Annotated in this window: 21 protein-coding genes and 1 pseudogene; 10 read left to right on the top strand and 12 right to left on the bottom strand. The window is 43.3% G+C overall.

Going from position 1 to position 25,116, the window contains the following annotated elements:
- Positions 1-144 precede the first annotated feature (144 nt).
- Positions 145-1,863 (top strand): diflavin flavoprotein, encoded by a 1,719-nt coding sequence (locus tag F6K53_RS10320; RefSeq protein WP_293080596.1) that lies wholly within the window; start codon positions 145-147, stop codon positions 1,861-1,863.
- A gap of 3 nt (positions 1,864-1,866) precedes the next feature.
- Here F6K53_RS10320 and F6K53_RS10315 read toward each other — a convergent pair whose 3' ends face one another.
- The gene (locus F6K53_RS10315) at positions 1,867-2,301 is read right to left on the bottom strand and encodes a hypothetical protein (protein ID WP_293080593.1); all 435 of its coding nucleotides are present in this window, start codon (positions 2,299-2,301) and stop codon (positions 1,867-1,869) included.
- Positions 2,302-2,374: 73 nt separating this feature from the next.
- On the opposite strand from F6K53_RS10315, the gene F6K53_RS10310 reads away from it, so the two are divergent.
- The 6 genes and pseudogenes from F6K53_RS10310 to F6K53_RS10285 all read left to right on the top strand — a co-directional run.
- The gene (locus F6K53_RS10310; protein ID WP_293080590.1) at positions 2,375-2,509 is read left to right on the top strand and encodes a hypothetical protein; all 135 of its coding nucleotides are present in this window, start codon (positions 2,375-2,377) and stop codon (positions 2,507-2,509) included.
- A gap of 108 nt (positions 2,510-2,617) precedes the next feature.
- Positions 2,618-2,746 carry a hypothetical protein gene (locus tag F6K53_RS10305; RefSeq protein ID WP_293080587.1) on the top strand — a complete coding sequence of 43 codons (129 nt, stop codon included), beginning with the start codon at positions 2,618-2,620 and terminating at the stop codon, positions 2,744-2,746.
- A complete protein-coding gene (locus F6K53_RS10300; RefSeq protein ID WP_293080584.1) occupies positions 2,743-4,491 on the top strand; it encodes a diflavin flavoprotein in 1,749 nt (582 codons plus the stop codon). Before F6K53_RS10305 ends, F6K53_RS10300 begins: the two co-directional genes overlap by 4 nt.
- A 205-nt stretch (positions 4,492-4,696) precedes the next feature.
- Complete coding sequence (locus F6K53_RS10295) at positions 4,697-5,983, top strand: cysteate synthase (RefSeq protein ID WP_293080581.1); 1,287 nt, start codon at positions 4,697-4,699, stop codon at positions 5,981-5,983.
- Positions 5,984-6,012: 29 nt separating this feature from the next.
- A complete protein-coding gene (locus F6K53_RS10290; protein WP_293080578.1) occupies positions 6,013-7,515 on the top strand; it encodes a TauD/TfdA family dioxygenase in 1,503 nt (500 codons plus the stop codon).
- A gap of 21 nt (positions 7,516-7,536) precedes the next feature.
- Positions 7,537-8,337: pseudogene (locus F6K53_RS10285) on the top strand (class I SAM-dependent methyltransferase); the annotation flags it as partial.
- 223 nt (positions 8,338-8,560) lie between these two features.
- Here the strand turns inward: F6K53_RS10285 and F6K53_RS10280 are convergent.
- The 5 genes from F6K53_RS10280 to F6K53_RS10260 form a co-directional block, all read right to left on the bottom strand.
- Positions 8,561-9,223 (bottom strand): class I SAM-dependent methyltransferase, encoded by a 663-nt coding sequence (locus F6K53_RS10280; protein WP_293080575.1) that lies wholly within the window; start codon positions 9,221-9,223, stop codon positions 8,561-8,563.
- 8 nt (positions 9,224-9,231) lie between these two features.
- Positions 9,232-10,656, bottom strand: coding sequence for a pyridoxal-dependent decarboxylase (locus F6K53_RS10275; RefSeq protein WP_293080572.1), 1,425 nt, complete (start codon positions 10,654-10,656; stop codon positions 9,232-9,234).
- 195 nt (positions 10,657-10,851) lie between these two features.
- A complete protein-coding gene (locus F6K53_RS10270; protein ID WP_293073540.1) occupies positions 10,852-10,995 on the bottom strand; it encodes a hypothetical protein in 144 nt (47 codons plus the stop codon).
- Positions 10,996-11,013: 18 nt separating this feature from the next.
- Positions 11,014-11,382: a hypothetical protein gene (locus tag F6K53_RS10265; RefSeq protein WP_293080570.1), complete on the bottom strand. Its 369-nt coding sequence runs from the start codon at positions 11,380-11,382 to the stop codon at positions 11,014-11,016.
- A 186-nt stretch (positions 11,383-11,568) separates the two neighbouring features.
- Positions 11,569-11,694, bottom strand: a complete 126-nt coding sequence (locus F6K53_RS10260; RefSeq protein WP_293045587.1) for a hypothetical protein — start codon at positions 11,692-11,694, stop codon at positions 11,569-11,571.
- Between the two features lie 347 nt (positions 11,695-12,041).
- Here F6K53_RS10260 and proX point away from each other — a divergent pair, with 347 nt between their 5' ends.
- Together proX and F6K53_RS10250 are read left to right on the top strand one after the other, a co-directional pair.
- Complete coding sequence (gene proX, locus F6K53_RS10255) at positions 12,042-13,064, top strand: glycine betaine/L-proline ABC transporter substrate-binding protein ProX (RefSeq protein ID WP_293030571.1); 1,023 nt, start codon at positions 12,042-12,044, stop codon at positions 13,062-13,064.
- Between the two features lie 330 nt (positions 13,065-13,394).
- Positions 13,395-13,589 carry a hypothetical protein gene (locus F6K53_RS10250; protein WP_293048333.1) on the top strand — a complete coding sequence of 65 codons (195 nt, stop codon included), beginning with the start codon at positions 13,395-13,397 and terminating at the stop codon, positions 13,587-13,589.
- A gap of 367 nt (positions 13,590-13,956) precedes the next feature.
- On the opposite strand, the gene F6K53_RS10245 is transcribed toward F6K53_RS10250, so the two are convergent.
- The 4 genes from F6K53_RS10245 to F6K53_RS10230 form a co-directional block, all read right to left on the bottom strand.
- Positions 13,957-14,880 (bottom strand): type II restriction endonuclease, encoded by a 924-nt coding sequence (locus tag F6K53_RS10245; RefSeq protein ID WP_293080566.1) that lies wholly within the window; start codon positions 14,878-14,880, stop codon positions 13,957-13,959.
- Between the two features lie 153 nt (positions 14,881-15,033).
- Entirely contained in the window at positions 15,034-15,888 is an 855-nt protein-coding gene (locus F6K53_RS10240; RefSeq protein ID WP_293080627.1) for a Dam family site-specific DNA-(adenine-N6)-methyltransferase, read from the bottom strand.
- Positions 15,889-15,990: 102 nt separating this feature from the next.
- Positions 15,991-17,745 (bottom strand): group II intron reverse transcriptase/maturase, encoded by a 1,755-nt coding sequence (gene ltrA, locus F6K53_RS10235; RefSeq protein ID WP_293080563.1) that lies wholly within the window; start codon positions 17,743-17,745, stop codon positions 15,991-15,993.
- A gap of 1,144 nt (positions 17,746-18,889) precedes the next feature.
- The gene (locus F6K53_RS10230) at positions 18,890-19,525 is read right to left on the bottom strand and encodes a hypothetical protein (RefSeq protein ID WP_366511340.1); all 636 of its coding nucleotides are present in this window, start codon (positions 19,523-19,525) and stop codon (positions 18,890-18,892) included.
- 167 nt (positions 19,526-19,692) lie between these two features.
- On the opposite strand from F6K53_RS10230, the gene F6K53_RS10225 reads away from it, so the two are divergent.
- A complete protein-coding gene (locus F6K53_RS10225; protein ID WP_293044850.1) occupies positions 19,693-19,830 on the top strand; it encodes a hypothetical protein in 138 nt (45 codons plus the stop codon).
- Here F6K53_RS10225 and F6K53_RS10220 read toward each other — a convergent pair.
- The gene (locus F6K53_RS10220; RefSeq protein ID WP_293080560.1) at positions 19,808-23,389 is read right to left on the bottom strand and encodes an AAA-like domain-containing protein; all 3,582 of its coding nucleotides are present in this window, start codon (positions 23,387-23,389) and stop codon (positions 19,808-19,810) included. The two genes, F6K53_RS10225 and F6K53_RS10220, sit on opposite strands and share 23 nt — an antisense overlap.
- A gap of 22 nt (positions 23,390-23,411) precedes the next feature.
- Entirely contained in the window at positions 23,412-24,749 is a 1,338-nt protein-coding gene (locus F6K53_RS10215) for an AAA-like domain-containing protein (protein WP_293080557.1), read from the bottom strand.
- Positions 24,750-25,116 lie beyond the last annotated feature (367 nt).

Here is a 25,116-nt window from a genome sequence, read left to right as displayed (position 1 = left end):
TAGCTATCAGCTATTGGTAGTGACTGAACCATAATAAATCCTAAATCAGAGCAATAGCATATCCTAATCCAGCTTTCGCAAATATTTGTGTAAAAATAAAGAAAAGTTACATAACTTAAAAATAGCGGATAAAGGAGTAAAGGGATGGTAGTACTCACTGACCGGGTTCAAAAGCGGCTAACCATAGAGACTAGCGAGATTGCTCCAGATACCACAACTATTCGTTCTTTGGATTGGGATCGCGATCGCTTCGACATCGAATTTGGACTACAAAACGGCACCACGTACAACTCGTATCTGATTCGGGGCGAGAAAATTGCCTTGGTCGATACGTCCCATGAAAAATTCCGCCAGCTATATTTAGATACTCTAACCGGACTAATTAACCCTACCGATATTGATTACTTAATTATCAGCCATACCGAACCAGACCACAGTGGGTTAGTTAAAGATATCCTTGCACTGGCTCCAGATATTACTGTGGTTGGTTCAAAAGTGGCGATTCAGTTTCTGGAAGACTTTGTACACCAACCGTTTCAGCGGCAAATTGTCAAAAGTGGTAATCAGCTGGATTTGGGCAATGGGCATATCCTGGATTTTGTTAATGCCCCTAATCTCCATTGGCCCGACACCATGCTCACTTACGATGCCGGGACTAAGGTGCTGTATACTTGTGATGTATTTGGCATGCACTATTGCTCTGCTAGCACCTATGATGACAACCTCAGCGCTATCGAAGCAGATTATCGATTTTACTACGAATGCCTGATGGCTCCCAACGCCCGTTCAGTGCTATCTGCTCTCAAGCGGATGGACAAGTTGGGAGAGGTGACTACTGTTGCTAATGGTCATGGTCCTCTACTGCGCCACAATGTAGAACAACTGGTAGGAAATTACCGCGACTGGAGTCAAGCTAAGGCCAAGGCAGAAAAATCGGTTGTTGTGTTTTATGTCTCAGATTATGGCTATAGCGATCGCATTTCTCAAGCCATAGCCCTAGGCATTACCAAAACTGAGATTGCTGTGGAGATGATGGACCTCAAATCCGCTGACCCCCAAGAGGTTCAGGAAGCAGTTAACCGTGCTGCTGGCATAGTGATTGGCATGCCTCCAACCACAAACAGCACCACTACAGCAGCAGTTAGCACGGTACTTGCTGCGGTCAAATCCAAGCAATCCGTTGGTCTGTTTGAATCCTATGGCGAAGATGACGAACCGATTGACCCCCTACGCAGTCAATTTAGAAGCCTAGGACTCAAAGAAGCCTTTCCTGCGATTCGGATCAAAGACACTCCTAGTGAAACCATTTACAAGCTTTGTGAAGAAGCTGGTACTGACATGGGGCAATGGCTGAGTCGCGATCGCTTGATCAAGAACATGAAATCCCTAGATACAGACCTAGACAAAGCCCTAGGTCGCCTGAGTGGTGGATTATATATCATCACGGCCAAGAAAGGGGATATCAAGAGTGCCATGTTAGCCTCTTGGGTGAGCCAAGCTAGCTTCGAGCCTTTGGGTTTCACCATTGCTGTAGCCAAAGACCGGGCGATTGAATCCTTGATGCAAGTGGGAGACCGCTTTGTACTCAATGTACTCGAAGAAGGCAACTACCAAGATTTAATGAAACACTTCCTCAAGCGCTTCAAACCTGGTGCTGACCGCTTTGCAGGGGTGAATACACAAACCGCAGAAAACGGTTCCCCGATTCTGAGCGATGCCCTAGCCTATCTAGAGTGTAAAGTTACTACCCGTATGGAGTGTAGTGATCATTGGATTGTTTACTCTACCGTTGAGACCGGAAGGGTTTCTAAGCCAGAGTCTCTGACTGCTATCCACCATCGGAAAGTGGGAAATCATTACTAAACATTAGGTTGAATTGTTGAATTGTTGAAGGTTGAAGGTTGAAGGTTGAATTGTTGAAGGTTGAAGGTTGATTGGTTGAAGGTTGAAGGTTGAAGGTTGATTGGTTGAAGGTTGAAGGTTGGTTTGTTGAAGGTTGAAGGTTGGTTTGTTGAAGGTTGAAGGTTGGTTTGTTGAAGGTTGAAGGTTGGTTTGTTGAAGGTTGAAGGTTGGTTTGTTGAAGGTTGGTTTGTTGAAGGTTGAAGGTTGGTTTGTTGAAGGTTGAAGGTTGGTTTGTTGAAGGTTGTTCGCGTAGCGTGGCCTTTTGGCCAAGGTTGAAGGTTGAATTGTTGAAGGTTGATTGGTTGAAGGTTGAAGGTTGTTTTGATCAGAAGATAACCGATTAACTTGAAACCGATTAACTTGAAACCGATTAACCCTAAACCGATTAACCTTAAACATTAAACCAAATAACCTGTCACCTTAAACCAAATAACCTTCAATCAAATAACCTGTCACCTTCAATCAAATAACCTTGGCCTTTCGGCTACGCTACGCGAACAACCTTCAAGCAAATAACCTTCAAGCAAATAACCTTCAAGCAAATAACCTTAAACAAAATAACCTTGGCCTTTCGGCCACGCTACGCGAACAACCTTTAACAAAATAACCTTGGCCTTTCGGCCACGCTACGCGAACAACCTTTAACCTGATAACATTAAACCTTGGCCTTTCGGCCACGCTACGCGAACAACCTTAAACCAAATAACATTAAACCTTGGCCTTTCGGCCACGCTACGCGAACAACCTTAAACCAAATAACATTAAACCTGATAACTTTCAACCTGATAACTTTCAACCTGATAACTTTCAACCTGATAACCTGCCTGATAACCTGAACCCATGAACAATACAAAACCCCGTGACGTCCAACCCCTGCATATTGCGACCGATACGATCATATTGCGATCGCGTACTTGGGACCGGCTCAAATTTGAAATCGAATATGCCTTGCAACGAGGCACCACTGCTAATTCTTTTCTAATTCGAGCTGATCAAATCGCCCTATTTGATCCACCAGGAGAATCCTTTACAGAGGTGTTTCTAAAAGCATTACAAGAACGCCTTGACCCGAAGCTGATCGATTACGTCATCCTCGGTCACCTCAATCCCAATCGCCTGGTTACTCTGAATGCTCTGCTCAAACTTGCTCCTGAGATTACCTTTGTTTGCTCCAATCCTGGTGCTAAATCTTTGCGTACTCTGTTTGAGAAACTAGAGGATAAAGCTATTCCAGAACAGGAGCTCAAAATCCTGGTGATGAAAGGGGATGATACTCTCGATTTAGGTGAAGGTCACATCCTAGATTTTATCCCTACCCCTAATCCCCGTTTCCCTGATCAGCTTTGTACCTACGATCCTAAAACTCAAATCCTATTTACAGATAAATTATTTGGTGCTCATGTCTGTGGAGACCAGGTAATGGATGAAGGTTGGAAGGTTTATAACGAAGACCGACGCTATTATTTTGATTGCCTGATGGCACCCCACGCCCGACAGGTGGAAACAGCTTTAGCTAAATTAGCAGACTTTGATGCTAAGCTTTATGCTACCGGTCACGGACCCTTGGTGCGCTATGGCTTTCAAGAACTGACTGAGTCCTATGGGAAATGGAGTAAGCAACAACAAGCTCAAGAGGCCAATGTTGCCCTAATTTATGCCTCAGCTTACGGCAATACTGGAGCGATTGCCCAAGCGATCGCACGAGGTATCACTAAAGCTGGTGTATCGGTAGAATCCCTGAACTGTGAAGCAGCTGAACCGGAAGAGATTGGAGCTGCTGTCGAGAAAGCAGACGGATTTATCATGGGTTCTCCTACCCTAGGAGGTCACGCACCAACCCAGGTTCAAACCGCTTTGGGTATGGTTTTATCTAGCGCTACGAAAACTAAGCTAGCGGGTGTTTTTGGTTCCTATGGCTGGAGTGGGGAAGCCATTGACCTATTAGAAAATAAGTTCCGGGATGCGGGTTACAAGTTTGGCTTTGAGACGATTCGGGTGAAATTTAAGCCTACAGACAAAGACCTCAAATACTGTGAAGAAGCTGGTACAGATTTTGCTCAAGCCCTGAAAAAAGCCAAAAAAGCCCGGAAACCTAAGCAACCTGCTGGTGAGTCTTCTGCTGCCCGCACTGAGCAAGCGGTGGGACGGTTGATTGGTTCGTTGTGTGTTGTGACTACTAAACAACAAGACCTGACCGGAGCGATGCTAGCTTCCTGGGTATCTCAAGCTACCTTTACCCCTCCAGGATTAACCGTAGCGGTAGCTAAAGAACGAGCCATTGAGTCTTTGATGCACAGTGGGGATAACTTTGTATTGAATGTGTTAGAAGATGGGAAACATTTACCCTTGATGAAGCAGTTTCTCAAACCCTTTGGCCCTGGTGAAGAACGATTTGGTGGGATAAAGATCGAAGAAGCAGAAAATGGTTGTCCAATTATAAGTGATGCCCTAGCTTATTTGGAATGTACTGTAGAAAATCGGATGGAATGTGGTGACCACTGGCTAGTTTATGGGGTAGTTAAAAATGGGAAGGTGCTATCTGATGGAGTAACTGCCCTGCATCATCGTAAGTCGGGAACCTATTATTAAGTTTCAAGAAGTGTTGAATGTTTAGAATGTTCAACACTTCTTGATAATTCGCTCCAATTGATCGAAAACTTGGCTTGATTAGTTCTGATAAAAAATTGTCAAACCCCATAATATATAAGGATTACAGGTAAATTTGCCTGCCATCATCACTGGGACTATTTTCCACTAGCTGTTAGAATATTCCGGTAGCCAAGGACTAATCACAATGAAGTCTAAACTCAAATATATCCTCCGTTGCACTTTGTGTGGAAAAGACTATGAACCAGACCCTTTCCGCCTTTGCTGTGACGAGAAACATGAGCCATCCCTTCTGCGTGCTGTCTATGCTAACGAAAAGCTAGAAGTCAAAGAGAATCTCCCAGGTTTATTCCGATATATCGATTGGCTACCGGTTGATCGATACTTAGAGGCAGATGGTAAACCGATTACGTATCAAAGCCAGAATCTGGCTCACCATCTCGGATTAGATCATCTTTTCATTTGTTTCAATGGCTACTGGCCAGAGCGAGATGCTGATCTTTCGACTTGTTCGTTTAAAGAATTAGAAGCTTTCCCCATCCTAGCTAGAATACCAGAGGATAACCCCAAAACCCTTGTGGTTGCTTCAGCTGGAAATACGGGTCGAGCCTTTGCTACGGTTTGCTCTAAGCTGAAAATCCCCTTTTGCTTGGTGATTCCAGAGCAAAATTTATCTGCCATCTGGTCAAAGGAGCCGTTTGATTCTTGTGTTCGTATGATCGCTGTTGGTGGGAATGGTGACTACTCCGATGCGATTCGTATCGGACAAATCATCAGTCAATTAGAGGGTTTCTTTCCGGAAGGAGGAGCTAAAAATGTAGCCAGACGGGATGGTATGGGGCTAACGGTTGTGGATGCTACAGTCACCATTGGGGAAATTCCTGATCACTATTTCCAAGCCGTGGGTTCCGGTACTGGTGGGATTTCAGCTTACGAAGCCAATCTCAGATTTTTAGCAGATGGCAGATTTGGCAACAAAAAAATGAAGCTTCACCTCTGTCAAAACATTCCTTTTACACCCATGACCGATGCTTGGAACGCGGGTAAGCGAGAAATTACTGCTTTGAGCGAAATAGAAGCAAAAAAATGCATTAGTCAGGTTTCTGCTAAGGTACTTACCAACCGAAACCCCGCTTACTCTCTGGCGGGAGGGGTTTATGAAGCATTAGCGGATACTGAAGGAGAAATGTATGGTGTGACTAATGACGAATCAGACAAAGCAAGGGCTTTATTTGAGAAATTGGAAGGAATAGATGTTAGTCCTGCTGCCGGTGTGGCAACTGGTGCTTTAATTCAAGCGGTTGAGGCGGGAAAAATAGGTAAAAAGGAAACCATTGTGCTCAATATTACCAGTGGAGGGTACAAACGGATGCGCCAAGATTATCCTTTACATTACCTCAAACCTGACTTAGTTTTTAAACCTGAAGAGATTGAGCCTGATTTTTTGGAAAAGAGCATCACCAGTGTATCATAACACTTTACCAGTTAAACAGTCTAATATCCATGAAAACTTTATCCACTCTTGCAGTCCATCAACTCAAACCCTTTGGGGTCAAGCTGACGAAGGTTGATGTTAATTCCCCAGAACAATGCGATCGCATTCGAGAGCTGCTCTACGAAAATGGGGTAGTGATTATTCCTGCTGACGGAGCCAGTGTCGGCGCTCAACCAATCCAAGCTGATGCCAGCCTGTTAAAGTTAGCGGGACTTTTTGGCCAAGTAGAAAACTACCACCCAGTAAACGAAGCCAAGGACACCGCTGGCAAGGTGCAAATTCTCGAAACCATCGGTGACACGGGGACTCCAGCGGATTCATTCTTGTTCGACTCAAATATGAGCTGGCGAGTTAACCCATCCCGGGCGAGCGTACTCTGTGGGGAAATCCTGGCTCCTAGCGGTGGTAATACCTGCTTCCAAAGTGCTAACCAAATGTACCGCAATCTGTCACCAGAACTAAGGGAGCAGTTGCATGGTATCAGCGCTCTCCACTCTCTCCAGAAGGGTTATGCCCGGGTCAACCCACCGGATGATGTGACTAATGACGTGCAGGCTATTCATCCGGCAGTGATTAAGCATCCCGACACAGGTGTTCCACTGCTCTATCTGAACTCAAATTTCACGGTGTCCTTGGTAGGAATGTCGGAACAGGAGAGTACGGAACTTTTGAACCGCGTCTTTGACGAAGCCAACCGTCCAGACCAGGTTCTTTGCCATTCCTGGACTAAGGGGGATGTGGTGATCTCGGACAACTTGGGAGTGCAGCACCTGGCTAGGGCAGACAACCAAGGGCTACACCGAATGCATCGGGTGGTGGCTCACGACCCTTATCTGCGGACAGAGCGTTATGTAGGGGAAACAGGGGATGTCAAAGAAGCCATCAGTAATATCGAGCACTACCTCAAGCAAGATGACAATCAGGCTGGTTATCAGGAATGGGCATTCCGCTATGAACAGGATGTAAATCGAGCTGGCTACAAAATCCCAGCCATTGCCACGGATATTTTGGCGCAATATCTCGGTCAACTGGTGCAAACCGATAAACCACTAATCTTGGATGTGGCGGCTGGTACAGGGAAGAATGCCTTGCTGTTGATGCGTAATCATGGCCTCACCAACCTAGAGGCAATGGACGTTTCCACCGAGATGTTGTTCGAGGCGCGTCGCCGGGAACTCTACCATAAGTATCATGTAGAAGATGCTAATCAACCCTTGCCCATACCCGACCGTCAGTACGATGCTGTGCTGTGTGTGGGAGGGCTTTCAGGAAGCCAGATTCGAGCACAACCAGCCTTGGAAGAGTTCATCCGGGTCACAAAGGATGGCGGACTCGTAGTCTTGTCAATGCGGGAAGCCGAGAGTGAATACACTGCCGAGGTTAGCCGACTAGTGACCACAGGGGTGGCTGAGGTGGTACATAAGCACTCATTTGTGGGGATTGAAAGCAACCAGGAAGTACAGCACCAGATCTTTGTCCTGGGAGCACTTAGCGATGATAATTCCGACTAGTCAGCGGCCCAATACAACCAAGCACGCAGCCCCTTTGGGGTAAAAGAGATCTTGGGATTTGTCCGCCCAGGAGATGTGGTGTTAGACGCTGGCTGCGGCACAGGGCAGCACGCACGATACCTTGCTGAGGTGGCCAGTAAAGTTGTGGGAATTGACACAGATTCCGCGAGGATTGCGATCGCCCAAGAAAATTGTCAAGACTTGGACAATGCCAGCTTTGAAGTGGGTTCTGTCACCAAGCTTCCTTTTGAGGACGGTTGCTTTGACCTAGTGCTGTTGGCCCAAGTGCTACACCACCTTGGAGGGGAAGATGTGCATTCAGGCGAAACTTCAACGTCTTTAAGGGAGCAATGTGAGCGGGCGATCGCGGAAGCCAAACGAGTGCTGAAACCTGGTGGACGACTTGTACTTGTCACTACTAGCCGAGAGCAGCGTTGTAAAGCTTACTGGCATTTTAACCTATTTCCAGAATCAGCCTGGGAGCGTCTGGATTCGGTCTGGTCCCTGACCGAGGGTGTTTGGTTCACATCGCTGATGGAAAAAATGGGGTTCACCATGACTGGTAATGTAAGCCCAGCGGAATCCCACTGGATTGAAGCCCAGGATGAAAAGATGGTGAGGCTAAGCCTTGACCCTGGTTGGCGGTCAACAGATGTGGCATTTGCATTGCTGACACCTGATGAAATGAGTCAGTTTGTGGCTAAGGTCGAGGGGGTGCTAGGGGATGGCTCTGCAAAGGAGCTAATCAATGGGGCGCTTGCAGGGCGTGCTTCCCATGGGGAGGCTACGGTATATGTCTATGATCTTAAATCTGACCTTTAAAGCCCTGTTGTGATTGTTGATATTTTCCTCAAGGTGGAGAAAATCGGGAGTATGTCACCTTTGTAATTATGTACATATATCCCCCCTAACCCCCCTTAACGAAGGGGGGAATTAGATTCAGGAATTAGATTGAAAAGTCCCCCTTATTAAGGGGGATTTAGGGGGATCTGAATCAGGAATTAACAAAACTGACATGCTCCCGGTAAAATCTCATTCAGTCAAGTTATTTTTTACTTCCTTCGATCATCACACCAACCCAGCCCAAATCATGAGTTTCCATAGAAAATCCTATAGATTCAAGCAACTCCTGGAAATAGCTGAAAGGATAAGCATTAGGACAATGGGAACCCCCTTCTAAAATCACTTGATTGCCATTGATACTTTCTACTTTTAAACCCGTTTTAGCATAAAAGCGTAAGCGCTCATCCATGACTTCTGGACCACATTTTAAAGTCGAAATAAATATCTTTTCCTCTACTAGTTTTTCGAGATTATCGAAAATAATTTCATGAACTTCTTGAGGAATATTGCCAATCGTATTCCATCCCAATAAAGCATAAGTAAAAGTTTCTTGAACCAGAGTGGGTAAATGTTCTGCTCTTCCGAGAATGACGTTTACATTATCAAAAGTGGCAGTTGATTCTTTAGCTAGGTTTACCAATTGTTCAGCAAAATCAATTCCTGTGATCTTACCGACAAGGGGAGCAAGATGACGAAGATAACGTCCCTCACCACATCCTACCTCCAGAACACTATCCACCCCTTCAAAGGTTCTCTTGATAAATTCTTCTTCTAACTTCTGATACTCCCTGACTCCTTCCGTCTCATTTTGAGGATCGAGCAAAGTCAATCCGATCCCTTCGTAAAAGTCTTTGCTATCTTTCATTATTTCTTCTATCCTTTAACAGCTTCACATAGTTTACCATAATCAAGTAAATTATGGAAAAACGTTTCTAGATCGGCTTTTTGCAATTCAGGGTTAGCCAGGATTAACCGAATCATAACCAGACCTTGATAATGAGCATAGTTGACAAAAGCTGTTCCAGTATGAAATAATTGGTTGCGTATGTCTAGATTCAGCTGGTCTAACCCAGTAGCGTCAAGCGGTTCATCTTTGGGGATATAACGGAAACAAATATTCAAAAATTGTGGTTCAGCGATTAATTCTAAATTATCGCAACGGCGGATATACTCGGTGGCGTAATTAGCTAGGTCAAATAAATGATTGACCAGCTGCTCATAACCTTTTTTACCATAGTATTTCCAACACAGCCATAATTTTAGGGCATCTACTCTCCGACCACATTGTAACGACTTAGTCCCTAAATTATAGAAATTATTTTCATCATCATGGAATAGATAATCGGTACCTCCCCCAGAACAAGCCTCTGACAATATTCCTTTTTCTTTGACTAAAATAGCCGAACAAATTAAAGGAACTCCCATTAACTTATGAGCATCCCAAGTAAAGGAATCAAATAACTCACTTCCTGCTAACAAATGCTGGTGTTTTTCACTAAATAAAACCGGCCCACCCCAAGCCGCATCCACATGCAGCCACAAGCCATATTTCCTAGTAATTTCGGCAAGGGTTGGTAACGGATCGAAGGCTCCTAAAACAGTTGTACCGGCAGTTGCACCCACAAAGAACGGTGTTTTTTCTTCTGATAAGCTCTGTTGAATCGCAGCTTCTAGTGCTTCGGGAATCATTTTGCCATCAACATCAGACTTAACCTTGACTAAATTTTTGATACCAATCCCTAACAAATTGGCAGCTTTTAAATAGGAATAATGAGCTTGATCGGAAACAAAGGCGACTAACTGATGATTACCCAATCCCTGCAATTTAGCTTCCGGTAAAACTTGATGTCGTCCACAAAGCATTCCGATCAGATTAGCATTACTTCCTCCAGTTACCATCAACCCTTCACCTGGATTAAACCCCACTAAACTGTTCAATTGTTTAATCAATTCTATTTCCATCAGGGTGGCTACTGGGGCGACATCATAGGTGTGCATGGTAGTATTGGTGGCACTGGTCACCATGTCGGCTATTATTCCCGGAATACTAGACCCACTAAAAAGTAGATTAAAAAATTGAGTGCTACCGGTTCTAACGCTATAGTTCAGGTAAGATTCTACTATAGGAATTAAGGCTTCTAACGCTACTCCCTCATCGGGTAAGGTTAAATCGAGTTTTTCCTTAAGATCATTAGCGGTTTGATAATTAACAACTTTGGGATCGGGTTCCAAATTAGCGTCTAAATAGTTGAGAATTATGGTAAAGGCTTTAGTCAGGGTTGTTTCTGTATCTTTCATAGGGAGTGGGGAGTAGGGAGTAGGGATTAGGGAGTAGGGAGTAGGGAAAATTTACTCTATATTATTACTAGTAAAAACGCTATAATTGGAGATATTATCGACGGATATACTATAATTTAGTGTAATGCTAATAATCGGCAATGATATCAATCATAACAGGTTTTTGTTATTAAAGCAACCATAGAAAAATTTTAATTATTCTATCGGTATAGTTAACGGCACAATACCGATTTGTAGGCGTTGCTGAATCTTCGCGCTGAATAGAAGTAGAGTGGGCATCCTGCCCGCCCGAAAATATATTGAAACTGGCAAGATGCCAGTTCCACGCAAGATGCCCATTCCACAAAACTCTTAAAATCATTCTATTATTAAGCAACGCCTAAAATTATCCTGCTCTCCGGCTTTGTAGATATAGCAGAGCAATCGCCCATAATTGCCCCGATGTTTATCCAGGCAAACCTCCACCGGATCGTTGGTGTCGAATTCAAGATCCACCCATACATCCTGATTGGGTATCCCTTGCTCGTTTGCCCCGAAATACTCCTTCGCCCATTGTGAGGCCAGGATGCCAGCGTTGGTTATAGGTTTACTGCCAGCGCGCTGACTTTCCTCTGTGTCAAGACAAACAAACCGAATTGATTCTTGCTCATTATCCAAGAGTATCTTGATGGTGTCACCGTCAACAACTTTGATCAGTTTGAGATTTTTGATAACTGTACCTTTCATTAGCTCTCCTCTTTGTTGGTCAACCATGAAATGAGGGATTAGAATTGCTTGTTGTTTGAGGTGCAGTGCCAGAAGATATAATGGGTGTGATATAAGTGTTTTTCTGACCTTTCCTATAGGATATCATGTTTTTACAAATCTAATTCAGTCAGTGGAGTTTCATCTCCAGTTTGATGTTGGTGAAGGCTAATTTATTAGGTAGCAGGGAGCAGGGAGCAGGGAGCAGGGAGCAGGGAGCAGGGAGCAGGGAGCAGAGAGTAGGGAACAGGGAACAGGGAACAGGAAAGTGGGCAAAAATTTTGTATGCCTCATAGGTATGATAAACGCTATCATAAAAATTACACCTAAAAAAAGCGTAAGCATAACTTTAGCGATGCATCGTTTTTTTTTATTAACTTTAAAATTATAGCAATATAAGTATAGTTTAGGATATATTATTTGGGTTTATATGATGTCAGGATAATTACCCTTAATCCAAATCTCCCCCATCTCCCCGCGCCCCCTCCCCACACTTCCCACACTTCCAACCCTCCCCACACTCCCTACTCCCTACTCCCTCCTCCCTAAAACCCAAGACGAAGGTACCTCACCCCATTGAAAACTGCTATAGTTATGACTGAAGGTAAGACTTCATGATAAAAACCCTGGGAGAGGATTTCATGAAACGACAAGTAAGACAAATTACGTTAGGAATGACTCTGATCGCTTGCTTAATGGGTTCAATTGCCTGTGAGTCAACGTCCTCTGTTAAAAAAACTAAAGTTCGTTCTGCCCATAGTAACTGGATCGAGGAACAGTTTCAAACCGAGATAGTCAATATTGGTCTGGAAAAACTTGGTTATGAAATAGAAAAACCGAAAGAAATTAGCTATCCGGTTATTTATGTGTCTGTGGCTAATGGCGACCTAGATTATAGTACTATTAACTATGAAAGAGGACACCAAGAATTCTTTGAAAATGCTGGGGGTACCAAAAAGTTAGAGCGAGTTGGAGTTCTTACTCCTGATGGGATACAAGGCTATCAGATCGATAAAAAAACTGCTGATAAATATAATATTAATAACCTGGAACAATTTAAAGACCCAAAAATTGCGAAACTATTTGATACAGATGGCAATGGTAAAGCCAATTTAATCGGTTGTGATCCTGGTTGGTTTTGCGAAATAGTAATCGATCATCACCTTAAAGCTTACGGATTAGAAGATACGGTTGAACACACTAGAGGACAATACATTGTGCTACTTGCAGATGTTATGACTCGCTACAAGCAAGGGGAAAGTGTTTTATATTATGCTTATAATCCTCACTGGATATCTACCGTATTAAAACCGACGCAAGATGTAGTTTGGTTAGAAGTTCCCTTTACATCTCTTCCTGAATTGCAAAAAAATATAACCGAAAAAGAAACCTCAGTAGACGGAAAAAATCTCGGATTTGCTGTGGATCGTCAGCGCATTTTTGCTAACAAGAAATTTTTGGCAGCTAACCCAGTTGCCAAGCGTTGGTTTGAACTAGTTCAAATTCCGGCTGAGGACATTAACGTTGAAAGCCTAAAGATCAAAGAGGGTGAGAACACTCCAGAAGATATACGCCGCCATGCTAAAGAATGGGTTGAGAATAATCAAGAGTTGTTTGATAGCTGGATAGAAGAGGCAAAAAAGGCAGGAGGGGATTCTATTTAAAAATAGGGAATAGGGAATAGGGAGTAGGGAGTAGGGAGTAGGGAGTAGGGAGTAGGGAGTAGGGAGTAGGGAGTAGGGAGTAGGGAGTAGGGAGTAGGGAGTAGGGAGTAGGGAGTAGGGAGTAGGGAGTAGGGAGTAGGGAGTAGGGAAAAAATTTGTGTATCTCATCGGTATTATAAAGGCTAGATAAGTAAAATTATATCAACAAAAAAAGCGTTCGCTTTTTTTGATTCCCCCTAAAACTTCCAAAAAAAAATTTTCAAAACCCTTGACAAACCCATTCATAATCATTATTATTATAAATTTAACTACGAATTCAATCTTTGATTCATGTCAAAAAACCCAAACCTAAAGAAACAACCTGTTGAGCACACTCTAAAAGGCTCTCGTCAAGCAGTAATCTATAGTATGCAAATGCTTTATGCACTGGGCTATGCAGAGATTTGCGAGTGGAGCCCTCTGGAGCCAACTGGTGTTCCAGACGAAGTGACTACTACAATGATGAAGTATTGGCTGTTGCCATAACACTTTAAATTTCTGGGGGGTTTTCCCCCCAGGATAAAGGCTCCGGTCTGGTCGGATAGCGTGACCTTTGGCCAATCAAATAACATCACATCAGGTTAGGTTTGGGATCTGACTGAGATCAAAATTTCAATCCACTTACTGTGGAATTGAAAAAGCCGTGGACATTATGTCTACGGCTTTTTTTTGACTATATATGGGTTGATAATGTGGGTTTATTAAGACTTAAACTTTTTCAAGTTAGTGCTGATTAATTTGAGACTTATAGCATTTTGATTTCAGTTGTGAATATACTCCATTAGGGAAAACCAATAAGTGTGTTTACAACCTAGATAAAAACGCTATATCATCTCTTAAAATCCCAATAAAATCAGTGGTCTAATATCAAAGCCTCTAGGACACCTTTTTCAACCATATCCAGGTTGAGAATGTAATCAATTTTATCAAAGGTATCGCGAAGAGGTCTTTTAGCTGTTCGCCAACCAAAACCATCGGTAATCCAGATAAATTCGTGACCATCTTGTTTCCACTGTAAGAATATCTCGCTGTACTCACCAGCTGTCGATTTTAGTTTAGAGCCACCACCGCTATAAAAGTTGGTTTCGATTAAAATGAGTTTATTAGGAGTATTAATTGCAAAATCAATCGTTTTGGACGCTTTTTTGATGGTAAGATGTTTGCCAAATTCTGATCTGATGCCATCTGACTTAGCCTGCGGGATGTACTGAAAGCCATGACGAGTACAGATAGAATTGACAAAGTACTCGACTATGTCTTCCATGGCTTTACCGGCTCGGTTTTTGCGAGCATTTGTATCTAGACCGACCTCGACACCGACAAAGTAATCTGTGAGGGACTTGATACGTCTTGAGGTGATTTGCTCTAGGAAACCTAACTCCTTTAGGAAAAGAATAGCTTGATCAATATCTTCGTCTGTTATATTTTCTTCCTTATTGAAACTGAAATCATCATAGTTAAATTCTCCTGATTGATAGTCGGTTAAAATATGAAACTTTTGAGGACGACAAGCTAGTAAGGCTGGAATGATAGAGATTAGCTTTGGATGTTCTCTGAATAACACTCTTGCTTCTTCTTCAAGATTATCTTTGCCCACAAGATAGTTCAAAAGATTGAGATTAATCTCAATATCTCTAACCTTTTCGCTAACCTTATTCCAATTTACGAAATAATCCCATTTCATAATAGAGGGTTTCAGGGTTCCCATCACATACTCGAATACGCTGTCAGGGTCATTACAGCCAAGATTTTCCCTAAATACAGAATGAAATTTCATCGGATTTGTCCTGTGTCCTATGTCCTATGTCCTTTTTTACTAAAAAGAACCAATGGTAAAATTATTCCCCCTCTCCCCCCTCTATCTTCTTATAGTTACTCCTATAGTTATATGATTGCAATGCTCCCTTTTCAGATTGGTTTTAATGTCACTTTAATAGTTAGTAACCAGAAGTTCCCTAATTTCTCCTCTGCTATTTCCTTTTGAGTTTATTCTACGGGATGCCGATACTCGCTCAATAGTAAACCCTTGATATAACTCATCAAAAAACAAATCATTAACATAGTTAGTTGGATCGGAATTGCTGAGCATTTGATTGGCTCCTGCTTGATCAGCTTTCACAAACACATCCCGTAAACGACGCTGCTCATTATCATCAAATTCCAGGGAATGATAGGAATTGAAATTGGAGGTTTTGCTGATAGGACGATAGGGAGGATCATAGTAAATAAAGCTACTATGATCAGCATATTCCAGGACTTGACTAAAGTCCCTTTGTTCTATTTCAGCAATTTGGAATAGCTTGGAGACAGCTCGCAGATTATTGGCATTCATAATTTTAGGATTTTTGTATCGTCCCACTGGCACATTAAATTCTCCTTTGCTATTGACCCGATACAGACCGTTAAAGCAAGTTTTATTCAGAAAAACGGTTATGGCAGCCCGCTTGATCCAATTGCGAGCGTAAGAGTTAGCATCTATTTGTTTATTAAAAGTGTTATATTTGTTACGATATTCGTAGTATAATGCTTTCCGACGTTGATCATCTTTGGGCAGGTATGTATTACTAAGCTTTAACAGTTCTGTAATCAGGGATTCAACATCCTGTTGGATAACTTTATAAAGGATAATCAGCTCAGGATTGGTATCGAATAGATAAGCTTTATGGATATCGAAACTGTTGACAATATCGAAAAAAACTGCACCTCCTCCCACGAAGGGCTCGATATAAGTTGTCAGAGTTCCTTTTCGTAGCTTTGGTGAGTATCTCTCTCGAAGTTGTGGCAGAAGCTGAGTTTATTAGAGTCGAACTAGGGGTTCCCCCCTAGAACTCTCCTCCAGAACCGGACATGACTGTTCCCAATCATCCGGCTCCTCCTGGCAACATTGTTATTGCTCTCCTTTGTGGGGATATATTGTTCTCTGTTCCCGAGTTTTGGTATGGTGACAGTGAGCATGGACTAGCTGTTTGTTGTCTAGCTTATTACTACCGCCTGCTCTTTGGGGGATGATGTGGTCTACTTCAAAAATATCATCGGCCTTAAACCTTTGATTGCACAGACCGCATCTTCCCTTCTGCTTTTTCAGCAGTTTGTTTACTGTGGGTTTTACCCCATGGTATTTGGCAAGCCTTTCAGCCCAATATAGCCAGTCTCCGTCATATATGGATTTGTGACCTATTAGTCTAACTACCCTTTTTATTTTGGTGTCTTTATGTTTCACCAAGGTAGCTGTTCCATCAGGGGTTTTGAATGTCCATCCTTCCCCTTTGTCTATCCACCAATAGTTGGACATGGCTTCTTTGGCTCCAATGTTTGGAGACCTATATTTAGCCCATCTTTCTAGTTTGTGGAATAGCTTATAGTCAGTTTGTCCAAATATTCTGGAGCTAACCACTGAGTTGTATTGGTTTGCCCATCCAGTTATTTTAGCGTTTAGGTCTCCTATTAATGTGGCTTGGTCAGAGTTTCTGTGCTTTCTGATAGTTATTTTCAGGTCATCCATATGCCTATTTATGGATTCCTTACTGGGTTTGATTAGTGTTTTATACCCTAATTTCTTACCCGTCCTATCCTTCCGGCTATTAACCTCATTGACCTCATATTGTCGGATGTTGAACCCAAGGTAGTCAAAACCTGTCAAAGTCCCTTCCTTTCCTAGGGTGTGTGCTATTGAGGTTTTAGATTCCTTTAAGTTCAGTCCAATTTCTTTTAGCCATTCTTGAATTGCCTCTTTGGCTTCCAGTACAACCTCTTTACTTTGGTGCAGGATAATGAAATCATCTGCATATCTGTGGACTATGGGAGTTCTTAGAGTTCTCCCACTGGGTAGGTTGTACTTTTTTCCTAACGCTTTAGTGATATACCTTAGGGGAAATTCCTCTTTCATTAATTGGGTGATACCGTGCAATGCGATATTTGCCAATAATGGCGAGATTACTCCTCCTTGAGGTGTACCTGCTGGTGTGTTGATGAACCCATCTTTTCCAACGGCTCCTGCTTTCAACCAAGCCTTTAACTGTCTTCGCATTTGTGGATATGTATCCACTTTGTCCAACAGTTTTTGATGGTCTATACGGTCAAAGCACTTTTCTAGATCAGCATCTAGGACGTAATAATCCTGTTTGTTGATATCTGAGTATATGGCCGCTATTGCGTCCTTTGTGCTTCTCCCAGGTCTGAATCCGTAAGAATTTGTCTCAAATTTGGCTTCCCACTCTGGTTCTAGAGCTATTTTGGCTAATGCCTGTTTCGCTCTGTCTTCCATATTTGGGATTCCTAGAGGTCTTTTTTCCTTCTTTCCGGGTTTAGGAATCATTATCCTTCTTACAGGATTGGCCTTACCGTCCAACTCTAGGTATCTGGCAAGCGCTAACCTTTCAGATGGGTCAAGACTCTTCTTCCCATCAATTCCGGCGGTTCTTTTACCTCTGTTATCTTGAGTTACTTTCCTTATGGCTAGCAGTTTCGCTGATTTTGATTTGGCAAGTAGTTTTTGTAGCTTTCTAACTTTGGCTTTGTCCCCATTTTGGGAGGCTTTGTAGATACGCTTTTGCAGCTTGAACACTGCTCTCTCAATGGTTTTCCAGTTGAGAGAGTTCCAGTTATTCGATTCCACCATCACGGGTTCGTGTGTATTGGACATAACTGCTACTCGTGTTCTACTCTTGTTGTCTCAGGGATATCTGTCAGCATATCCCTGGGCTTTCCCCAGGGCATTGGCTTCTGATATCGTCTCGTCAAGATAACCCTTGCGGTTGAATACCTACCTTTTTTACAGGAGCAATTATCTTGATTACCTCGTTCCGTGTGTCCATTGTCTGACCGGGTTGGATACTGGCTATACACCGAGAGACTGTCTGTTAGACGGGGGATGTCTGAACCAGCGCGGAAAGACTTGTTCACCCATGGTCTCTAATTCGATATGGGACATGAGTCATCTTGTCCTGAATCTTGGGCTGACGATGCGTCAATCACCAGTTCGTTGTCTTATCCTTTCGGTCTCCCTTGCGGTTTGGCTCATGGATGACTTAGAATTGACACCGCTTTTATTCCTTGCACTCGACCCGTTGATATTCAGTCTCGGAGCCTAGGAATATGGAGTAACCTGACATCTAGGTTGTAGGATTTGAACCTACATGTAACACACAGTTAAATAGCTATTGCTATTCGAGCTATCCCCCCACTGGCGTGGGTTTCAGCTCAACGAGTCGCACTGCCACCTGCCCATTTTAGCACAGGAGATGCTAATTGTATTTCTTTTTTTATTGGGTGCTGTATTAGGGTAAATGGTTCAGATTCTGTTAAAATAGCCACGTTTGTCATCAGTAAAATTCCATACCAGCAATATTGTATAGCATTTTGATTTGAGATGTAAACCTAGCATTAATATAACAAGGGAACAGGGAACAGGGAACAGGGAACAGAAAACAGTAGTCAAAATCTGCCAGATTTTTTTTATTTTATGCTAAATAAGCATTGGCTTTTATGATATATTTATCAAGGCTATATATCCCTTGTATATTATTATTGTTGCACCATAACATATAAAATATCTATATAATTGTATAAAAAAAAAAAAACTATTTAAAATAATTGATTATTGATAGTTAAAAATATCTTACTTTATATCAAATCCGGATAATTTTCTATACTTACAATATCCAGACAAAATCTTTCTCCCCCTACTCCCTACTCCCTACTCCCTACTCCCTACTCCCTACTCCCTACTCCCTACTCCCTACTCCCTACTCCCTACTCCCTACTCCCTACTCCCTACTCCCTATGCCCTATTCCCTGCCCGCATCTCTATCACCAAGAACAGCTACCAAAATTCGTAACAATTCTTCTAAATCAGCTGGAACACGGTAAAGATTCAGGTCTTGAGTAACTTGTTTATGCTCTCGGTGCAAAAGCCCAAATTGCCAGATATCCCCTGTAGAAACAGCACCCTGTAAAATCAATTGGTCACCGTCACTCCATAGATCGAGGGCAATTAATTCTACAGCAAGTTGGGTAAAGCCTCTTTGGAGATTAGCATTTTTGGCTTCTATGACCAGCAGTTTACTATCGGTATAAAGATAATAGTCTAGATAACCTTTTAAGTATTCTGTAACAGTGAGGGGATATTCGATTCTTAGCTGGGCTTGAGTATAGTGGATTAAATCAAGTAAAATAGGAGCGATTAGTAATTCCCGTCGAGCTGCTTCACTGGTTAAACTAACATAGGGTAAGCTTTCTTCAATTCTGGATTTGAGACTATAAAGTCGGTCTATTTTTGTCCTAGACTGTTCTAAATTCAAAGAGCTTCGCTTCAAGGTATAGCCAAATTCAGCCAGAAGGTCTTCTGGCTCAACCACCATTTCCAAATAACTTCTAAAGGTATAAGATTTACCAGGTTGGAGGATGGGAATTTTGTTCATCATTAAAATAGGGAGTGGGGAGATGGGAACCCACCCCTAACCCCTCCCAGGAGGGGAATGGGGAGATGGGGAGATGGGGAGATGGGGAGATTTTTATTAAGGATAATTATCCTGAAATGATATAAGTTTAATTATTTAGATAAGTTATAATTATAGCGTTTATCATAGCTATGAGGTACACAATATTTTTCACCTCTTGCCTCTTGCCTCTTGCATGCATGCCTTTTGCCTCTTACCTGCTCCCTGCTCCCTGCTCCCGACTCCCTACTCCCTACTCCCTACTCCCTACTCCCTTTTCAATTCCTTAATCCGATCACAAAGAGTGCGATCGCTTTTTTCTAGCTCAGCATTTGTTATCAAATAATCCTGGACCCAATCACAACTATAGGTTAGGACTTGATCAAGATCGAGGACTTGATCCACATTCCACAAAATTATCTTACTATCAGCACTAGCAGAGGCTAGAATTTCCCCATCTTGGCTGAAGGCAATTCCCTCCACCTCATCTTGATGTGCTGTGAGGGTAGTCAGCAAGGTACCATCCCGCTGCCAAAGTTTCACCGTCTTCTCAGCACTGGCAGAAGCGATCATTGTGCCATCGGGGCTGAAGGTCACTCCCGTAATCCGGTCACTGTGTCCTGTCAGGGTATGTAGCAGTTTTGGTTTTGTCAGATACCAGTCTTCACTGTCTCCTTTCCAGACTTTAACTGTCTTATCCTCACTACCAGAAGCAATAAGCTCACCATCGGGGCTAAATGCCACAGTTTTTACCTCATCCTCATGGCCTGTGAGAGTATAGAGACTATGGCTCCAGCATTCCGGTAGTAAATTGCTGTTGTCACGGTGCGCGTTCCCTAGCGCTTTGAAAAAGCGCGGGGTCGCAGCGCTTGGTTTTGCTTGCCCTGTACAGGTACTATCCCACTTCCAGAGTTTAATAGTTTTATCTTCAGACGCCGAAGCTATTATCTTACCATTGGGACTGAACGCTACTCCATCCACCTCATTGCTATGACCTTCTAGGGTGGTTAGTAAAGTCCCATTCCGCTGCCACAGTTTAATGGTTTTATCTTCAGAGGCTGAAGCAATTATCTGACCATCGGGACTGAACGCTACTCCCTCAACCCCAGCGGAATGGTTGTTCAAAGTACCTAGCAAGGTGCCATCTTGATCCGAGAGTTTCACTCTCTTGTCACTACTTGCGGAAGCAATAATGTCACCATCGGGACTAAATGCTACTCCCCTAACTATAGCGCTATTATTAATCAGAGTCGATTGCAAGGTGCCGTCTGGTTGCCAGAGTTTGACAGTGTTGTCGCTACTTGCGCAAGCAATCAGCTTACCATCGGGGCTGAATGCCACTGCCCTAACCCCACTGCAATGACCAGTAAGGGTTGTGTACAAGGTACTGTTCTGTTTCCAAAGCTTAATCGTACTGTCCTCACTAGCCGAAGCAATTATCTCACCATCAGGGCTGAATGCTACTCCCTGTACCTCATCCCGATGACCTTCTAATATAGTGAGCAACCTGCCCTCTTTTGTCCAGAGTTTAATGCTATTATCCTCACTAGCCGAGGCAATTAGCTTACCATCGGGACTAAAAGCAACTGCATAAACTTCGTCCCTATGTCCTGTTAAGGTTTTAAGGAAGCTACCCTCTTTTGTCCAGAGTTTGACAGTATTGTCTTCAGAGGCAGAAGCAATAATCTCACCATCGGGGCTAAACGCTACTCCTTTAACTCCTGCACTATGACCTGTAAAGGTTCTAAGCAAGCTACCCTCTTTTGTCCAGAGTTTGACAGTATTGTCTTCAGAAGCAGAAGCAATAATCTCACCATCGGGGCTAAACGCTATTCCTTTAACTCCTGCACTATGCCCTGTCAGGAGTTTGTGTAACTTGCCCTCTATGGTCAAAAGTTTGACAGTGTTGTCTTCACTAGCGGAGGCGATTAGCTTACCATCCGGGCTGAAGGCTACTGCTTCAAACCCAGCACTATAGTTAGTGAAGGTGTTTAGCAAGATGCCCTCTGTTGTCCAAATTTTGACAGTGTTGTCGGCACTAGCCGAGGCAATCATCTCACCATCTGGGCTAAATGCCACTCCCTTAACTTGGGAGCCATGACCTTCTAGGGTGTTTACCAGCTTGCCGTCCCGCTGCCAAATTTTGACAGTGTTGTCACCGCTAGCCGAGGCAATCATCTCACCATCTGGGCTAAAAACCAGGTCGTAAACCGCACCCCGATGTCCTGACAAGCGATTGTACTCCTTAATCTCATACATGATTCGCCAGAGCATTTTCTCAACTTGAGTCTGGGTATCTGCCTTTGCTCCAGCTAACTGTTGCAGTTTGTTCCAAGCCTTGATGGCGTAGATCAAGGCATCCAACTTGTGATTGGAGGCATAGAAGACTTCAGAGGATTTAGCGATCGCATTAATTTCGTTAATGACAGCTTTTTCGTACTCCAGGAAAGCCATCAGTCTTAAACTAGCCGACACTAGAAATCCTGTGCTCACTGTAGCCAGCAGCAGCTTTTGCAGTCGGGAAATTTCCTTTTCTTTGGTCAATTGTATTGCCACCGCTTTAGTTCGTGCGGCTTCAGCCCGTTGAGCCTCCCGTTTATCCAAAGCTTGGCTAGCCGATAAGAACTGATAATCTTGGTCACTCAGGCTACGGGAATCTGCCCAAGCTAAAGCATCGAGTAAGGCTTGACCTCGCAATAGTCTCGATTCATCTTGACAATCACTATTGAACCAATCTCTTAGACTTGTGCCATAGGGACGAAGATTTGATAGTTGCTTGCTGACCCAATCACAGTTGAAAACAGCCGCATAAATGGGGTTGCGAACCTTAACCTTGCCCTGACTCTTGACCACTAATCCCGACAGTAGCAATTCCATTTGTTCCCAACTGTCATCTGCTGCTACTGCCCCCTGTTGCAGAATTTGCTGATAAAGTCCTAATAACCGCCCAGCCCGTTGCTCATTGCTGAGAATGCGATCGCGTATGGTCCTGAGATGCTCTGGTTTATCTTGGACTTCCCAGTTGTTAATAATCCGCCTATCCACAAGGGACTCAAGAGATGTGGGATTGACAGTACCATTCTCTGTATCCTCTAGAATCAGCTGACATAGCTTTTGGGTCAGTAAAGGTTGTCCTCCCGTAAACGCTAAGATTTCCCTAAGTAAGGCTTTGGGATTGCTAACCCTTCCGCTCAATCCTAGCCCTAGAGTTTCGGATTCTTCCAGAGTAAATCCACATAACTCAATCCCCCTTCCGATATTAAACGGAGTCCGTTGCTTATCTACAATCAAATCCGAGGGAGTGGCTACCCCTAACAAAACAAAACTGAGGCGTTGGTAGGCTTGGTTTTCTGTGCGCTTGTTGTAGCAAGCTCGGATTAGGGCAAAAAAATCTTCAATCGGGAACGATAAACCCAGAATGCTATCGATTTCATCAATAAAGATTACCAAATTTCCCTCAACCTCTGCCAGTAGCACCTCCTCAATAAAATCACTAAGACGCTTCACTGGGGATAGATAAGAGTGTGAACGCCACCAAGCTCGTAAATTGACCTGGAGGTTGAAGCTGCTCACCAGACAGCGTACTACACTAGCATACCACTGGTCTGCTGTCAAATCTTGGGTACCAATTTCCGTCAAATCAACGATTCCACAGTGGATGCCTATTCTTTGTAATCGGTGAGTAGTTTGCACCCTCAAAGAAGACTTACCCATTTGCCTGGAGGTAAGGACATAACAAAACTCCCCCGCTATCAGAGCCTTATACAAATCCTGATCTGCTCTACGGCGCACATAGCAGAGGGTATCAGGGGGTAAACTTCCGCCAACTTGATAGTTGTGCTTTTTCATGATTTACAGGCATCAATGGGTTTTACCCCAAGTGAGTACTAAAGTACTGACGATACAAATCACAACTAGGCACAGCCCCCTGTTTGTGGAGCTGTACTAATCCTAAACTTTGCAACTTAAAGGCTAGCTTTTGCTCTAATTCCACTGGCTGGGATGACATAACCACTTTTCGATAGGCTACTACCAGTTGTGGATATTGTTGTAGATTCCACCATTGTCGTCGAAGGTCATCATGATAAATTCCCGATTCAGTTGCTGCTGAATTCAATAACTCCTCAAAGGTAACGTCACCGCGCCTAAGATGATATAATGCTACTCTTAAAAGACAAGGATTTCCTCCTACTTTAGCCATAATTAATGATATGTGATCGAAGCTGGAATCATCACTACCCCAATCAATTCCGTGGCGACGGGCTAATTCTTGCACTTGGGCCTTAGTAAACTCTGGCAATTCAATAGATAATCCCACATTAAAAGGGGATTGGTGGATATGTAACGTAATATAAATATCAGTAGAATGTATAATAACTAAGCGCAATTTTTGCCAAATTGTGCTACCGGTTACACCGTATTTGGCTTTCTCATACCAAGCTCGCAACAAACCCAAAAAATCCGTGGCAATGGCAGGGTAATTAAACAACAGGTTGACCTCATCTAAGGCCAATACCACCGGTGTATCTATTTCTTTTAATAGATACTTCTCGAAGTAATCTGTGGTATTTCCACTGCTGCCAAAGATATCATCCCAATAATCAGTCAGTCGATTCGGTAATTCTAGGCTACGAGTGACTGTGGCACAGAACCATTGTAAAAATCGCTCTAAATCGGTGAACACATTGGCATCGGCTTGCTGCAAGCTCAGAGCAACTGTGCGGAAGCCAGATGCTCTAGCGTGATCAAGAATCCTCACCATCAGCGAGGTTTTACCCATCTGTCTAGGGGCTTTAATTCGGATTAATGCCCCTGGCTGCAACACTGTTTCGTAACATAAAGAGTCATTGGGGGGACGCTCGATATAAAAAGAAGAATTCAGAGGCACCACACCTCTAGGTAATTCCATCTCTGTAGGTAATTCCAGCTCGACCTCTGGCAACTCCTCAAGCTCCACCTCTCGTAATCGCTCCCTGATCACAGAACGAATGTTATTTTTTGTGATCTTCTCTCCAAAAACCTCTGAGAGGATATGCCACAACCGGGAGCCAACCACCCGAATGTAATCGGCATCGTAACCGGAACCGTCAGCAATCTCTTGATAAGTTTGTCCTGACCAACATTGGCGGAGCACCAGTTCTTGAACTGCGTTTAAGCGTTCGGGTTTGATGACCGTATCCACTATCGCCAATGCTTCTTCAACACTCATTACTTTTTATTATGTAATCAATTATAATTATTTATTACTTTTTCTCACAGACAAAGCCAAATTGCCGATTTACCTTAAGGATAGGGATCGCAAATCGTCCTTTAGGGTTAACGCCAAGTCAGCGATCAATAAGCGATCGCTGGCTACCTACTTCAAGGGGGATCAGCTTCCCTAGTCAACCAGGCTTACGCAATTAAGCCATCTAAAAACTACCTATACGGGTTAAAGGGTTAGTAAACAGCTAGAAAAAATGTCACAGAGTCTACCAAAAACTCTGATTATTTGTTAGACTTAAATTAGGGTAACACCGACAGGGATTATTATGTAACTTAAATTAAAGCCGAAAACCAAGGGTTTAATAGTTGCG

The sequence above is a fragment of the Moorena sp. SIO4A1 genome, assembly GCF_010672065.1.
Classification (GTDB): Bacteria; Cyanobacteriota; Cyanobacteriia; order Cyanobacteriales; family Coleofasciculaceae; genus Moorena.
The sequence above is the reverse complement of the archived record's forward strand: the minus strand, read 5'-3'. Positions and strand labels throughout refer to the sequence as shown.

Coding starts and splice junctions, on each gene's coding strand:
- F6K53_RS10320 (WP_293080596.1), top strand. CDS start 145: ATGGTAGTACTCACTGACCGGGTTCAAAAGCGGCTAACCATAGAGACT.
- F6K53_RS10315 (WP_293080593.1), bottom strand. CDS start 2,301: ATGTTTAAGGTTAATCGGTTTAGGGTTAATCGGTTTCAAGTTAATCGG.
- F6K53_RS10300 (WP_293080584.1), top strand. CDS start 2,743: ATGAACAATACAAAACCCCGTGACGTCCAACCCCTGCATATTGCGACC.
- F6K53_RS10295 (WP_293080581.1), top strand. CDS start 4,697: ATGAAGTCTAAACTCAAATATATCCTCCGTTGCACTTTGTGTGGAAAA.
- F6K53_RS10290 (WP_293080578.1), top strand. CDS start 6,013: ATGAAAACTTTATCCACTCTTGCAGTCCATCAACTCAAACCCTTTGGG.
- F6K53_RS10280 (WP_293080575.1), bottom strand. CDS start 9,223: ATGAAAGATAGCAAAGACTTTTACGAAGGGATCGGATTGACTTTGCTC.
- F6K53_RS10275 (WP_293080572.1), bottom strand. CDS start 10,656: ATGAAAGATACAGAAACAACCCTGACTAAAGCCTTTACCATAATTCTC.
- F6K53_RS10270 (WP_293073540.1), bottom strand. CDS start 10,995: ATGGGCATCTTGCGTGGAACTGGCATCTTGCCAGTTTCAATATATTTT.
- F6K53_RS10265 (WP_293080570.1), bottom strand. CDS start 11,382: ATGAAAGGTACAGTTATCAAAAATCTCAAACTGATCAAAGTTGTTGAC.
- F6K53_RS10260 (WP_293045587.1), bottom strand. CDS start 11,694: ATGAGGCATACAAAATTTTTGCCCACTTTCCTGTTCCCTGTTCCCTGT.
- proX (WP_293030571.1), top strand. CDS start 12,042: ATGAAACGACAAGTAAGACAAATTACGTTAGGAATGACTCTGATCGCT.
- F6K53_RS10250 (WP_293048333.1), top strand. CDS start 13,395: ATGTCAAAAAACCCAAACCTAAAGAAACAACCTGTTGAGCACACTCTA.
- F6K53_RS10245 (WP_293080566.1), bottom strand. CDS start 14,880: ATGAAATTTCATTCTGTATTTAGGGAAAATCTTGGCTGTAATGACCCT.
- ltrA (WP_293080563.1), bottom strand. CDS start 17,745: ATGTCCAATACACACGAACCCGTGATGGTGGAATCGAATAACTGGAAC.
- F6K53_RS10230 (WP_366511340.1), bottom strand. CDS start 19,525: ATGATGAACAAAATTCCCATCCTCCAACCTGGTAAATCTTATACCTTT.
- F6K53_RS10225 (WP_293044850.1), top strand. CDS start 19,693: ATGAGGTACACAATATTTTTCACCTCTTGCCTCTTGCCTCTTGCATGC.
- F6K53_RS10220 (WP_293080560.1), bottom strand. CDS start 23,389: ATGAAAAAGCACAACTATCAAGTTGGCGGAAGTTTACCCCCTGATACC.
- F6K53_RS10215 (WP_293080557.1), bottom strand. CDS start 24,749: ATGAGTGTTGAAGAAGCATTGGCGATAGTGGATACGGTCATCAAACCC.